Here is a 13729-nt window from a genome sequence, read left to right on the forward strand (position 1 = left end):
GGTGACGAGGGCCGCACACGGCCGAGCCTCCTGCGCGGAGCGCATTCCCCGAGAACGTCGTGGCGGGCCTGACGGCAACCCCCGGCACTACTGGGCCGTGGGCACGCGCTCCGCGTAGCGGCGCTCGAAGGCGAGGATCGCGTCCGTGGCCTCGAACAGCTCGTCCGCCATCTGCTGGAGCACCGCGTCCTCCTGGCGGTAGGGGTCGATCACGTCGTTGCGCTCGGGGTGGCGCACCGGCACCCGCTGCCGCAACCGCGGCGCTTGCTGGACCAGCCACGCCCAGCGCTCGGCGCGGTCGGCCGGCACGGCGCGGTCGAGCTCCGGGTCGGTGGAGAGGTACTGCAGGATCCGGGCGAACTCCCGGAGGGTGAAGACCTTCTTCAGCAGCCGCGGTGACTGCTGGAGCACAGGCTGGGTGTGCTCCCGGGCCATCACGAGCACCAGGTCGGTGTCCTTCAGCACGTCCGGGGTGACCTGCCGGGCCCGGTGCGCAGCGGCGGCCTCCAGGCCGCGGTCCTGGGCCAGTCTGCCGACCCGGTGCTCGAAGCCCTCGTCCACCAGCGCGTGCATCCCGGCGCTCGTCACCTCGAAGCCGCCGGGCGAGATCTCGTTGAGGCCGTGGTCGAGCTCGACCGCCGCCATGGGCGAGCGGCACACATTGCCCGTGCAGACCGTCAGGATGCGCGTGGGGGCCATGGTTCTCCTCTGGGGGGGTCGAGTCCGGTTCATCGTATCCGGCGCGGCGCCTCCTGCCTGAGCGGCATGCTGAGCAGGTGGTAGCTGAGGGCCTTGCCGTGGCCGTCGAGAACCGGCGAGCCGGTGACGCCGCCGCCCAGGGCTCCGGGCAGGGTGAACACCAGGGCGTGCAGCCCGGGCAGCAGCCGGCGGGCGACGGGTCCGGTCAGGTCCAGGGCATAGTGGCCGGTCACGGCCTCGGCCGTCAGGACGTCTTCGAGCAGGCGGTACGCGGCCTCGTCCCGGGCCCGGACGGCGAGGATGAGGGTGTCCCCCTTGTCACCGGTCCGGACGTCGGCGCAGTCGTCGACAGTGCTCATTCAGGCCTCCTCGAGACTCACGCGCGGACGGACGAGTCCGCGGGGCAGGGTGCAGGACCGGATGGCCAGCACCTCCTGCACGTGCTTGCGGGCGCCGCCGCCGGCGGCGGGGCCGTTGGTGTACAGAGACTCGACCTCCCATCCCACGGCCTCGGCCGCGGTCCGGTCCGGGACCCTCGCCGCGACTCGCAGCCGGACCTCCACCGGGTCCCGGGCCTCGGCCAGCCCGCGGAAGGCGGCGCCGGCGCCGATCAGCTCGACCAGCACGGCGTCCGGGTCGAGACCGTGGACCTCGGCGAGACGGGTGCGGACGATGTCCGCGGCCAGCTCGGCGCGCGCCAGGGCGCGGGGGCCCGCATAGCTGATCTGCCCCTCGCCCAGCCAGCCCCCGCGGAAGCCGAGGGTGACCTTCAGCTCGTCCGGGCGCACCGTGCCGGCGCCGCCCTCGACGCGCACGCGGTCGGCGCCGTCCTGGCGCAGGGTGACGCCGGTGAAGTCAGCGACGACGTCCGGGGTGATGTAGGCGGACGGGTCGCCCACCTCGTACAGCAGCTGCTCGGTGACCGTGCGGGTGTCGAGCAGCCCCCCGGAGCCGGGCAGCTTGGCGAGCACCGCCGCGCCGTCCTCGGCCACGTCCGCGAACGGGAAGCCCAACCTTGCGAGACCGTCCACGGGCTTGGTGACCGGGTCGGCGAAGTAGCCGCCGGTGAGCTGTCCGGCGCACTCGAGCAGGTGGCCCACCACGGTCCCCTGTCCCAGCAGGGCGGGGTCCCCGGTGAGGTCCCAGCCGTGCTCGTGGGCGATGGGCCCCAGGTAGAGGGCCGGGTCGGCGAGCCGGCCGGCGATCACCACGTCGGCGCCCTCGGCGAGGGCCTCGACCACCGGCGCCGCCCCCAGGTAGGCGTTGGCCGAGACCAGCTCGTCGGACTCCGCCGAGAGCGGGCGGCCGGTCTCCCACAGCAGCGGGTCCGCGTGGCGCACGGCCTCGAGTACGTCGTCGCCGGTCACCACGCCCACCCGCGTCCCCGTGAGTCCGTGCTCCCGGGCGACGTCGACGGCGAGCACGCCGGCGGCCACCGGGTCGGCCGCGCCGCCGTTGGTGACGATCGTGGTGCCGTGCCCCCGGCAGGCCGGCAGGGTGGCCTCCAGGCGGCGGCGCAGCAGCGGGTCGTAGCCGTGGTCCGAGCCGGCGAGCCGACGGGCGTTGGCGGCGGCTATCGTGCGCTCACCGAGGACCTCGAAGACCAGGTAGTCGAGCTCGGCGGAGCGGGCGAGCTCCGCGGCCGGGTCGATGCGGTCCCCGGCGAACCCCGCGCCGGCGCCGACCCGGATCGTGCGGCTCATCCGGCGGCCCCCAGGGCGATCGCCCCGGTCAGCAGCGCCACGACGAGCATGACGATGCTCACCAGCCAGGCCCAGCCGAACAGGGCGCGGATGTGCCGGCCGATGTCCACCCCGGCCAGGCCGACCAGCAGGTAGAAGGACCCGGTGAGCGGGCTGATCGGGAAGCCCACGGTCTCCTGACCGAGCAGGGAGGCCTGGGCGATCTCCACCCCGGACACCCCGTACTGCTCGCCGAGCGCACTGAGCACCGGCAGGACGCCGAAGTAGTAGGCGTCCGGGCCGAACAGCAGGCTCAGCGGCACCCCGAGGACCCCGACGATCAGCGGCAGGCCGGGAGCGGTCGAGGCGGGGATCACGGAGGTCGCGGCCTCGGCCATCGCCGTGATCATGCCGGAGCCCTCGAGGATGCCGAGGAACGCACCGGCGGCCAGCAGCGTGGTGGCCATGAGCATGGCGCCCGTGGCGTGGGCCTCGATGCGGGCGGTCTGGCGCTTCAGGCCCGGGTAGTTGACCACCAGGGCCACCACCACCCCGGCGAGGAAGACCAGCTCCGGGGGCGCCAGTCCGGCGATCAGGGCCGCCAGCACCGCGACCGTGAGCACCGCGTTGAACCACAGCAGGCGGGGCCGGCGCAGGGACCGCTCCTCCTCGGTCAGCTCGTCCACGGCGGGGTGCTCGGCGACCTCGGTCGCCGTCGCCGTCCTCCCGGACGCGGGTGCGGCGGCCGAGCCCGAGGGGCCGGCTGCGGACGTGTCCGGGGCGTCCGCGGCCGTGGTCGTACCCGACAGCGGCACGTCGGTGGCCGTCCTCGGGCGGCCGTCGGTCGCGGGCGCGGCGACGGGGCGGTCCGTGTCCGGAGTGCCGTCGTCGCCGGTGCGACCGCTGCCGGCGGGCGCCGGGGCCGCCGCACGGCCGATCCGCCGGCCCTCGCGGGTGCCCAGGAACCAGGCGACGGCCAGGGCGGCCACCATGCCGGCGAGCTGGGCGGGGATCAGCGGGACCCACAGTTCGTTGGCGGGGACGCCGGCGGTCGCGGCAGCCCGGGCCGTGGGCCCGCCCCACGGGAGCAAGTTCATGGTGCCCGCGCCCAGCCCCACGCACACGCTCAGGGTCAGCCGGCTCATGCCCAGCCGGTCGAAGAGCGGGATCATGGCCGGGATAGTGATGAGGAACGTGGTGGCCCCGGCGCCGTCCAGGTGGGCGGCCATGGCCAGCGCGGTGGTGGCGAGGCAGATGGTGACCGGGGCGTTGCCCGCCCAGCGGACGATGCGGCGGATGACGGGGTCGAAGAGCCCGGCGTCCCGCATCACCCCGAAGTAGGTGATGGCGAAGACGAACATCACCGTCACCCCGACCACCCCGCCGAGACCGTCGGCGACGAACTCGCCGATCTCGGCCGGACCGAACCCGGCGATCAGGGCGAACACGATCGGCACCCCGGCCAGCGCCACGACAGCCGCCACCCGGTTGGAGAGCAGCAGCGCCAGGATCACCCCGATGGTGAGAAAACCTGTCCATGCGAGCACGAGAAGTCCTTTCCTTGACCTCCCGCCAGTGTGAAGCGAGTCACTTTATGCAGTCCAACATCATTCGGCGATAGACTCATGAGCTGTGAGCATGAATCTGGGGGTCCACCACCTGCGGGCCGTCGTGGCCGTCGCCGACCACCGCAGCTTCACGGTGGCCGCCGCCCGGCTCGGAGTGGCCCAGTCCTCGCTCAGCCGCACCGTCCTCGAGGCGGAGCGACGGCTGCGCACCCCGCTGTTCCAGCGCAGCACGCGGCGGGTGGCACTGACTGCCGACGGCGAGGCGGTCGTCGCCGTGGCCCGCGGGGTGATCGAGCACGTGGACACCGGCCTCGAGCACATCGAGGGCTACCTGGCCGGCACCCGGGGCAGCATCACCATCGCCACGCTGCCCTCCCTCGCGGCCACCCTGCTGCCCCCGGTGATCCGCCGCTACCAGGAGCTGCACCCGGACGTGGTCCTGCACGTCGAGGACAACCTCAGCGACCAGGTCGCCGAGGACCTGCAGAGCGGCCGAGCCGACCTGGCGCTCACCACCGACCCGGAGGACGGCGAAGACTACGTGGTCCGCCCCATCGCCGAGGACAGCTTCTTCCTCGCCGTGCACCCCGACCACCGGTGGGCCGAGGCGCGGACCGTGGACTGGAGCGACCTGGAGACGGAGCCGCTGATCGCCTTCGGCCCGGCCTCCAGCATCCAGCAGGCCGTCGGCCGCGCCCTGCGGGACGCCGAGGTCTCCCCCGCGACCATCGTGCGGGCCCAGAACGTCGCCGCCATCGCCGGGCTGGCCGCCTCCGGCCTGGGCGTGGCCCCGGTCCCGGGCTTCGTCCTGCCGCTCATGCGCTTCGCCGGCCTGTCCTTCGTGCGCCTGGTCCCGGAGCGCTCCCGCACCATCACCCTGGTCCACCACCGGGACCGCCCGCTCTCCCCCGCGGTCCGGGCGTGGGTGGACGTGGTGGACCAGCACCTCGGAGCGCACCCGGAGCGGCTGCCCGGGGTGCGGTGGATCCGGCCCGGGGACCGCACCGTCCGCTGACGCCCGAGACCTGAGCCGGGTCTTCTCCTGCCCACCGGGGTCCGCGCCGCCGACGGCCGCAGAGCGCGCCGGGTCCGTCGTCGACGTTCCCCGGCGCGCGGCCCCCGCAACGCACCCAGCGGACAGAATCACTACGGCCAGAGAGGTACGGGTGCGTAACACGGCCCATCGTTATTGATTGTTTATGCAAACGCGCCTTTATACTCGTCGTGGCTCTGAGGATCTTCCCCCCATCCCGATGGCCTTGCACGAGTCGTTCCCCCAACGATCCATGCGAGTTAGGCGTTCCAGCGTGAAAGCACCCCCCCGACTGACGCTGCCTGCCGCCCTCACGGCGGCGGTGCTGGCCATCACCACACTGACCCCGGTCGCGGCCCTGGAAGAGGCCGCCACCACCCGATCGACCACCCTCTCCGAGGAGCGGCAGGGCAACCTGGTCTCCAAGGTCGTGGAGTCCGACGGCGAGATCGTCTCCACCCTGGTGGACGCGACCACCGGCGAGGCCGTCCTCCCCGACCCGGCGCGCGCCGGCACGCAGCCGGCCGCGGGCGACCCCCACGGCGGCGCCGTGATGGGCCAGTGGGCCAAGTCCGAGAACCACTTCGAGCAGATGGCCGCGTCCTCCGCCCGCACCGCGGAGGAGCTCTCCGGAGCCACGGACACCGACGACGACGCCGGCGCCGCTGCCGGCGCGGCGGACGGCGACACCGCGGAGGAGGCCGTCGCGGGGGTCGCGTCGGCCGAGTCCCTCGGCGCCGCCGCGTCCTGGGCCCCCAGCGGCATCAAGGGCACCGACGTCTCCAACTGGCAGCCGTCCCTGAACTGGTCCAGCCTGTGGAACCAGGGCTCGCGCTTCGCCTACGTCAAGACCTCCGAGGGCGACAGCATCCGCAACAGCCTGTTCCAGCAGCAGTACGCCGGGGCGGGTGCCGTGGGCATGCACCGCGGCGGGTACCACTTCGCGATCCCCACCCGGGACTCCTCGGGCGCGAAGCAGGCGGACTACTTCATCAACAACGGCGGCGGCTGGTCCGCGGACGGCCGGACCCTGCCCGGCCTGCTGGACCTGGAGGACAACCCCTACCGCTCGCTCTACGGCAACCACTGCTACAACTTCAGCCAGTCCGAGATGGTCAGCTGGATCCGCGACTTCTCCAACCGGTACAAGACCCGCACCGGGCGCGTGCCGGCCATCTACACGAACTACTACTGGTGGCAGGACTGCACCGGCAACACCAGTGCGTTCAACGACCACCCCATGCACATCGCCGCCTACGAGACCACGGCTCCCCGGGTGCCCAGTGCCTGGTCCACCTACGACTTCTGGCAGTACACCGACGACGGCTTCACCGAGCGGATCGACGCCAACGTCTTCCGCGGCAGCACCGCACAGCTCCAGGACCTGGTGCGCAACCGCTACTACAAGCCGATGGGCGGCAAGGCACCGGCAGGCACCCCGACCGGGACCCCCACGCAGGTGTCCCCCGCCGGCTACGTGGTCAAGGGCGGCATCGGCAACCAGTACCGGGCCCTCGGCGGGTCCTCCGTCTTCGGCACCCCGACCATGAACGAGCGCGGCGGCCTGGTCAACGGCGGCGTGTACCAGCGGTTCTCCAAGAACTCCACCTTCTACTGGAGCTCCCCCACCGGGGCGTGGCCCGTCAACTTCAACGGCGCCATCGGCCGGAAGTTCACGGCGAACCGCTACGAGAACGGCTTCGGCTACCCGTCCACCCGCGAGATCACCGGACTCACCGGCGGCGGCGCCTACCAGGTGTTCCGCAGCGGCGGCACCGTGAACAAGGTGCTGTGGAGCCCGGCGACCGGCGCCCAGCCCGTCCGGGAGACCAGCGGGATCGGCGCGGCGTGGAAGCGCGGCGGCTACGAGCGCGGCTACGGCTACCCCTCCACCCCCGAGATCGGCGGCCTGGTCAACGGCGGCTCCTACCAGCTGTTCCGGCGCGGCAACGACGTCCACAAGATCCTCTGGAGCTCCGCCTCCGGCGCCCACGCCGTGAAGGAGAACAGCGCGATCGGCCGGGAGTGGAAGGCAGCCGGCTCCGAGCGCGGCTACGGCTACCCGACCACCGGCGAGTACCGCTACGGCACCGAGGTCCGCCAGAAGTTCTCCAAGAACTTCACCGTGCACTACTCCACCACCACGAAGAGGACCTGGGCCACCCGATGAACACCGCCAAGCACCGCGCCCCCGCGCGCGCCCGCACCACCGGCCGCCTGGCGCTCACCGCGGCGGCCCTCGCCCTGGCGGTCCCCGCCACCGGGATGCTCGCGGCGGCCCCCGCCGCCGCGGCGACCTCGGACATCGTCAACGTCTCCACGAGCACCCGCTCGGCCGACACCCAGCGGCTGCTGGACCTGATCAACGCCCACCGCAAGGCCAAGGGCCTCGCCCCGGTCAAGTACTCGGCCACGCTCTCCAAGATCGGCCAGGAGCAGTCCACCCGCCTGGTCCGCGAGGAGGTCATCGACCACACCGACGACTTCTGGAAGGACGAGCGCGCCGGGAACTGGAACGCCGTCGGCGAGATCCACTCCGTGTCCTGGCAGGGCACCGTCACCGAGCTCATGAACTGGTGGAAGGGCTCGAAGGCGCACAACAAGGTGCTGACCGACCCGAGGATGACGGTCATCGGCATCGGCCTGACCTACGTGGACGGGCAGCTGTCCGGGAACAAGCAGGGCTGGAAGCTGGTCGGCACCGTGAACTCCTACGGCTATGCCGCCGGCCAGGCCCCCGCGGACACCCGCTCCACGGTGGGCACGGTCGCGGCACCCAAGCCCCCCACCGCCCCGATCACCTCCGCCGGGTACACGGTGCGCGGCGGGATCGGCAACCAGTACCGCGCGCTGGGCGGGGCCGCCGTGTTCGGCGCCCCCACCATGAACGAGCGCGGCGGCCTGGTGGGCGGCGGCGCCCTGCAGAGCTTCGCCAGGAGCACCACCTTCTACTGGAGCGCCCCCACCGGCGCCTGGCCGGTGCGCTTCAACAGCGCCATCGGCCAGAAGTTCGCCGCCGCCGGGCACGAGCGCGGCTACGGCTACCCGAGCAGCCCCGAGCGCGGCGGACTCACCGGCGGCGGCGCCTACCAGGTGTTCCGCAGCGGGGCCACCGTGCACAAGGTCCTCTGGAGCCCCCGGACCGGGGCGAAGGCCGTGAAGGAGAACAGCGCGATCGGCCAGCGCTGGAAGTCCGCCGGCTACGAGCGGGGCTACGGCTACCCGAGCACCGACGAGTACCGGTACGGCTCCGAGGTGCGCCAGCGGTTCTCGAACGGCTACACCGTGCACTGGTCCTCGATCACGAAGCGGACCTGGGTCACCCGCTGACCCTCCCCACCCGCTGAACGCCCGGCCGGATTCTCCGGCCGGGCGTTCTGCCGTCCCCGGCCGGCGTTCTTGTCCCCGGTCCCGGTGCCGGTGTCCCCCGAGCGGGGGCCGGGCACCGGCTCGCCGCGGTTGTCCCCCGCACGAGGGCGGGCGATCACATCCGGCCACGTCAGGATGTGGTGCGCTTCACAGGCAGGACGGGATCGAGCTGTGTTTCCTGTTGCGAATCTGTGAATGTGTGGATTCCCGTGTCACCACTTGGGGGGACGAGTCCGGCCGCGCCCGTCCCCCGATCGGCGGATGTTTTCGTTCATTAAGTACCACCCCGTAACTTCAGGTGCCGCGATGGCAGTCGTTTGCACTCGCACTTGCATGCACAGCGATGAGATGTGCTGCCTGTGCAACCTGTTTGCACTTGTGACAGACGGGTCAGGGCTTGGCAGGCTGGCCCGGTCGGCCCGTCCGGGGGGATGCGCCGGCCGGTCCGTCGAGGGGACGGACCGCCGACCGGGGGAACGAGCACGCCGTGGCAGCATCCGACAACGACCGACGACCACCGCACCGCCGACGCGCGGAGCGGACCGGCAGCAGCGCCGCGCCGCCGGTGTTCTTCGACCCCAGCGGCAAGCGCTGGTACCGCATCCTCGCCACCCTCGTGGTGCTCCTGGCCCTCGCGGCCGGCGCCGTGTCCTGGATCGTCCCGCAGGCGCTCGCCCAGCCCTGGGAGCGGCCGCTGCACCAGGAGAGCGGCTATCCGCGGGAGCTGATCGCCACCGGGGACCAGGAGAACATCCCGCTGCTCGGGGACGCGTCCAACCCGTTCAGCCGGATCGGGCTCGTCGAGGAGACGGAGGCCGGGACGGTGCTGCGCAGCCCGTTCAGCGAGGACGTGTTCCGGGTGCTCACCGACGAGGAGCGGGAGCTCGTGGGGGACAGCCCCTACGTCATGGAGCGCTTCGGGGAGCTGCCGGAGAAGCAGCTCATGCTGACCTTCGACGACGGCCCCGACGCCACCTACACCGGTGAGATCCTCGACGTGCTCTCGGCCGAGGGCGTGCCCGCCACGTTCTTCAGCGTGGGCACCAACGTGGTCGGGCAGCCGGAGCTCTTCCGCCGGATCGTCCGGGAGGGGCACATGGTGGGCAACCACACCATGACCCACACCACCGCCTGGGACGACGACCTGCGCAACCGCGAGGAGCTGATCGGCACCGACCGCGCCATGCGCTCGGTCGGCAGCTACGCGACCCACCTGTTCCGCCTGCCCACCGGCGACCCGGACAACAAGGCCCTGCCCATCCTCGAGGCCCAGCAGCTGGGCTACCTGCACGTGGACTTCGACTACGACACCCACGACTGGGAGGCCGTGCCCGGGGAGACCGTGGACCTGCCCGCGCTCGACGGCGAGGGTCACATCGTGCTGATGCACGACGGCGGCGGGGACCGCACCGCCACCGTGGCCGCGCTCAAGGAGCTGATCACCGAGGCCAAGGCGCAGGGCTACACCTTCTCGACGCTGGCCCCCATCATCCCCGAGGGCTATCTGCCGGCGGCGGACACCGAGCCCGTGCTCGCCGACGACGCCACCGCCCTGGCCGTGGCCGGACTGACCGTGGCCCCGGACGTGGTCATGACGTGGCTGTTCTGGTTCGGCATCGGGTCCCTGACCCTCATGTCCGCCCTCTACGTGGTGCTGGCCCTGATCGGCCACCGCCGCCAGACCCGCCGGGCCTGGCCCGAGCTCCCCGAGGACCGGCTGCCCCTGGTCTCGGTCATCCTGCCGGTGTTCAACGAGGAGCCCGTCATCGCCCGCACCCTGGCCGCCCTGCGCGCCAGCGACTACCCGAACCTCGAGGTCATCGCCGTCGACGACGGCTCCACCGACCGCACCCTGGCGATCATGCGCGAGCACGCCGCGTCCTGGCCGGCGCTGACGGTCATCACCCAGCCCAACGGCGGGAAGTCCATCGCCTCCAACCACGGGATCATGGCCGCCCGGGGCGAGATCGTGGTGACCCTCGACGGGGACACCCTCTTCGAGCCCCAGACCGTCCGGATGTTCGCCCGCCACTTCTACGCCCAGGACTCGAAGCGCCCGGTCGGAGCCGTGGCCGGGCACGTGAAGGTCGGCAATCGCACCGGGCTGCTGACCATGTGGCAGTCCCTGGAGTACATCTCCGGGATCTGCGTCACCCGCATGGGCGAGGGCGTGGCCGGGGCGATCTCCATCGTCCCCGGGGCGTGCGCCGCCTGGCGCAAGGAGGCCCTCCAGGCCGCCGGGGGCTACTCCCACGACACCCTCGCCGAGGACGCCGACCTCACCATGACCCTGCAGAAGCTGGGCTGGGCCGTGGTGCAGGAGAACCGGGCCGTGGCGTGGACCGAGGCCCCCATGACCGTGCGCGGCCTGGCCAAGCAGCGGCTGCGCTGGACCTACGGCAATCTCCAGGCCCTGTGGAAGCACGCCGGGATGCTCTTCCGCCCCCGCTACGGGTTCCTCGGGATGGTGGCCCTGCCCTACACCCTGCTCGCCACCCTCGTCCCGCTGGTCTTCCTGCCGCTGACCGTACTCATGGCCGGGATCAACCTGGCCGCCGGCAACTGGCAGCCCATTGCCGCCTTCGCCGCCTTCGTCCTGGCCATCCACGCCGTGATCTGCGTGATCGCCATCCGCATGGTCGGCGAGTCCTGGACCCACCTGCTGGTGGTGCCCGTCTACCGGGTCATCTACGAGCCCCTGCGCGCCTACCTCCTCTACGCCTCCCTGCTCCAGGCGCTGCGGGGCCGGATGATCGGCTGGTACAAGCCCGAGCGCACCAACAGCGTGATCGACCTGACCCCCGTGGCGGATCCCGCCGGCGGCGAGGCTCCGTGGCAGGAGGACCGGCGCGGTGAGCGGGTCTGAGCCCGGCCGGGACCGGTACCTCGACCTGCTGCGGTCGATCGCGCTGGTCCGCGTCGTCGCCTACCACACGTTCGCCGGCGCCGCCTTCAGCCTCGTGTTCCCCGCGATGGGCGTGATGTTCGCGCTGGCCGGCTTCCTGATGGCCCGGTCCCTGCGCCGGCCCGCGGGCAAGGTCCTCGCCTCCCGGGCCCGGCGGGTGCTGGTGCCGCTGTGGGTCTACGCCGCCACGGTCCTGGCGCTGCTCGTGGCACAGGGCTGGACGCCGGGGACCGACGCGTCCTGGGGGCAGGTGCTCCTGTGGTTCCTCCCGGTCGGGGACCCGGTCCTCCCGGAGAGCGCCGGGTCCGGGGCGGTGGATCCCACCTGGCCGGTGCAGGCCGGGGAGATCCTCTGGTACGTCCGGGCCTACGTCTGGTTCCTGCTCCTCTCCCCCGTGCTGCTGCGGGCGTTCCGGGCCCGGCCCTGGCCGGTGCTGCTCGNTCCCGGAGAGCGCCGGGTCCGGGGCGGTGGATCCCACCTGGCCGGTGCAGGCCGGGGAGATCCTCTGGTACGTCCGGGCCTACGTCTGGTTCCTGCTCCTCTCCCCCGTGCTGCTGCGGGCGTTCCGGGCCCGGCCCTGGCCGGTGCTGCTCGCCCCGCTCGCCCTGGGCGGACTGCTCGCCCTCGGGCTCGTGCCGCTGCCCACCTGGGCGGACGCCCCGGTGACGGACCTCGCGACCTACGGCTCCTGCTGGCTGCTGGGCTTCGCCCACCAGAGCGGCATGCTGCGCCGCCTCCCCCGCGGCGCCGTCCTCGCGGCGGGGCCCGCGGTGATGGGCCTGGGCCTCTGGTGGGCCGCCGGCCACCGCGGCGAGGCGGGGTGGGACCTCAACGAGATCCCTCTCGCCCAGGCCCTGTGGTCCTTCGGCTTCAGCGCCGTGCTGCTGCGCGTCTCCCCGGCCTGGCGGGAGCTGCCCCGGCCGCTGCGGTTCCTGGACGGGGCCGTGACCCTGCTCAACGCCCGGGCGATGACCGTCTACCTGTGGCACAACCTCCTGCTGGTCGGCGCCGTCCTGCTCGTCGACCTGCTGTGGGAGAGCGACGTCCTGGCCACGGCCGTGCCCGGGCTGCTGGCGAGCCCGTGGCTGTCCTTCGTGCTGGTCTGGCCGCTGCTCGCCGTGGTCGTGCTCGCGGTGGGCTGGGCGGAGGACCTCGCCGCGGGTCGGCGGCCGCGGCTGTGGCCGGTCCGGCCCGCGGCCGCCCCCGCCACCGCTCCCGTGCCTGCCCACACTCCTGGTCCCCCTTCTGCCACCGCCGCGGGACAGGCGGCCGCTGGACAGGGGGCCGCGGGCACCGGCTTCGCCGGCCGGTCCTGGCTCTACCCCCGTTCCGTGCGGGAGCCGGCCCCGCCGGCGGAGCTCAGCCCGCGAAGCCCTCGCGGAGGACCCGGGTGAACTCCCCGGCCTCCTCGTCGAGGCCGCTGCAGAAGTCGTTGGCCTCGGCCGGGTCCCCGTCCTGCGCGGTGCACGGCCGGTCCCGGTTGACCGACCAGTAGGAGAGCCGCCCCACGCCCTGCTCCCGGGCGAACCCGGCGAGCTCGGCGGCCGCGTCCAGGTCCAGGACCTCCCCGGGGACGTCGTTGACCCCGATCATCGGGGTGAGCCCGATCCGGTTCCACACCTCCTCGGCGGAGAGGTCCTGGCCGGCCGCCTCCCACAGCGCGGTGAGCTGGCCGTGCGCCGAGCGGGCCGCCTCCTCCGAGGCCGCCGCCATCGACTGCCCCGCAGGCTTGCTCTCGCTGTAGTTCATGGTCATGAGGTTGACCCCGGCGAGGTCCACCTCCGCCGCGAGCAGCTGTGCCACGACCTCCACCGGGTCCTGGTCCAGACCGTGCGGGGCCACCGGCAGCGTGGCCCACACCTCGAGCGGCTCGTCCCGCTCCTCCTGCAGGCGCACCAGCACCTCGGCCCGCCGGTGGTTGGCCTCCCGGTCCTCGAGGTCGTCCAGTTCGATGTCGAAGTCCGCGATGCCCACGTCGTAGCGCTCGAGCACCGTCCGGTACGCCGCGAGCAGCCGGTCCGGGTCGGTGCACACGGTGGCCAGCTCGGCCCCGGCGGCGCCGCCGAAGGAGATCGCCACCTCCCCGCCCTGCTCCCGGAGGGACGCGATCTGCTCCTCCATCCGCAGCACGTCCTCCGCCTCGTCCAGCCCGTAGTAGCCGCCCCACGAGGGCGTGCAGGGGTCCTCGGGATCGGCCACCACGAACCCCAGCACCGTGCGGGACTGCCCCGCGGCCTCCGCCCCGAAGTCGAAGTACGGGTAGGACGTGGTGTTGACGTAGCCGCCGGACCAGGGCTCGCGCAGGTCGGGGCCGCAGCCGGTGAGGACCAGCCCGGCGGCGCCGCACAGCAGCAGCGGGCCGAGGAGGCGGTGTCGTCGTCGGGTCATGGGGTGCGGGCTGTCCTTGTCGGCGCGAAGGTTCCCCGGACGGTGCCGCCCGGGACGGTGGTTCCTGCGGTGCCGGGCTCCGCAG

General features: G+C 72.9%; 10 protein-coding genes and 1 pseudogene. 6 read left to right on the plus strand and 5 right to left on the minus strand.

The window, feature by feature from the left end; translation table 11 throughout:
- Nucleotides 1-87: 87 nt before the first annotated feature.
- From H488_RS22505 to H488_RS22520, 4 genes are read right to left on the minus strand one after another with little or no spacing between them, the layout of a single operon-like run.
- Nucleotides 88-699 (minus strand): arsenate reductase/protein-tyrosine-phosphatase family protein, encoded by a 612-nt coding sequence (locus tag H488_RS22505; RefSeq protein WP_017832355.1) that lies wholly within the window; start codon nucleotides 697-699, stop codon nucleotides 88-90.
- Nucleotides 700-728: 29 nt separating this feature from the next.
- Nucleotides 729-1058: an AtuA-related protein gene (locus H488_RS22510; RefSeq protein WP_017832356.1), complete on the minus strand. Its 330-nt coding sequence runs from the start codon at nucleotides 1056-1058 to the stop codon at nucleotides 729-731.
- Nucleotides 1059-2402 carry an acyclic terpene utilization AtuA family protein gene (locus H488_RS22515; RefSeq protein WP_017832357.1) on the minus strand — a complete coding sequence of 448 codons (1344 nt, stop codon included), beginning with the start codon at nucleotides 2400-2402 and terminating at the stop codon, nucleotides 1059-1061.
- Nucleotides 2399-3928 (minus strand): CitMHS family transporter, encoded by a 1530-nt coding sequence (locus tag H488_RS22520; protein WP_031282428.1) that lies wholly within the window; start codon nucleotides 3926-3928, stop codon nucleotides 2399-2401. The genes H488_RS22515 and H488_RS22520 overlap by 4 nt, the downstream gene beginning before the upstream one ends.
- A gap of 91 nt (nucleotides 3929-4019) precedes the next feature.
- On the opposite strand from H488_RS22520, the gene H488_RS22525 reads away from it, so the two are divergent.
- From H488_RS22525 to H488_RS37815, 6 genes and pseudogenes are all read left to right on the plus strand, one after another.
- Nucleotides 4020-4964: a LysR family transcriptional regulator gene (locus H488_RS22525; RefSeq protein WP_017832359.1), complete on the plus strand. Its 945-nt coding sequence runs from the start codon at nucleotides 4020-4022 to the stop codon at nucleotides 4962-4964.
- 292 nt (nucleotides 4965-5256) lie between these two features.
- Nucleotides 5257-7152 carry a GH25 family lysozyme gene (locus H488_RS37810; RefSeq protein WP_031282431.1) on the plus strand — a complete coding sequence of 632 codons (1896 nt, stop codon included), beginning with the start codon at nucleotides 5257-5259 and terminating at the stop codon, nucleotides 7150-7152.
- Nucleotides 7149-8312 carry a CAP domain-containing protein gene (locus H488_RS22535; RefSeq protein ID WP_017832361.1) on the plus strand — a complete coding sequence of 388 codons (1164 nt, stop codon included), beginning with the start codon at nucleotides 7149-7151 and terminating at the stop codon, nucleotides 8310-8312. The genes H488_RS37810 and H488_RS22535 overlap by 4 nt, the downstream gene beginning before the upstream one ends.
- A 526-nt stretch (nucleotides 8313-8838) precedes the next feature.
- Nucleotides 8839-11217, plus strand: a complete 2379-nt coding sequence (locus H488_RS22540; protein ID WP_150110284.1) for a bifunctional polysaccharide deacetylase/glycosyltransferase family 2 protein — start codon at nucleotides 8839-8841, stop codon at nucleotides 11215-11217.
- Nucleotides 11204-11539, plus strand: a pseudogene (locus H488_RS38485) (acyltransferase family protein); the annotation flags it as partial. The gene H488_RS22540 and the pseudogene H488_RS38485, both read left to right, overlap by 14 nt.
- Before the next feature lie 184 nt (nucleotides 11540-11723).
- Nucleotides 11724-12650 carry an acyltransferase family protein gene (locus H488_RS37815; protein ID WP_017832363.1) on the plus strand — a complete coding sequence of 309 codons (927 nt, stop codon included), beginning with the start codon at nucleotides 11724-11726 and terminating at the stop codon, nucleotides 12648-12650.
- Here H488_RS37815 and H488_RS37820 read toward each other — a convergent pair.
- Entirely contained in the window at nucleotides 12616-13644 is a 1029-nt protein-coding gene (locus H488_RS37820) for a chitinase (RefSeq protein ID WP_017832364.1), read from the minus strand. The genes H488_RS37815 and H488_RS37820 overlap by 35 nt on opposite strands.
- Nucleotides 13645-13729 lie beyond the last annotated feature (85 nt).

It is taken from the genome of Kocuria sp. UCD-OTCP (genome assembly GCF_000349605.1).
GTDB lineage: Bacteria > Actinomycetota > Actinomycetes > Actinomycetales > Micrococcaceae > Kocuria > Kocuria rosea.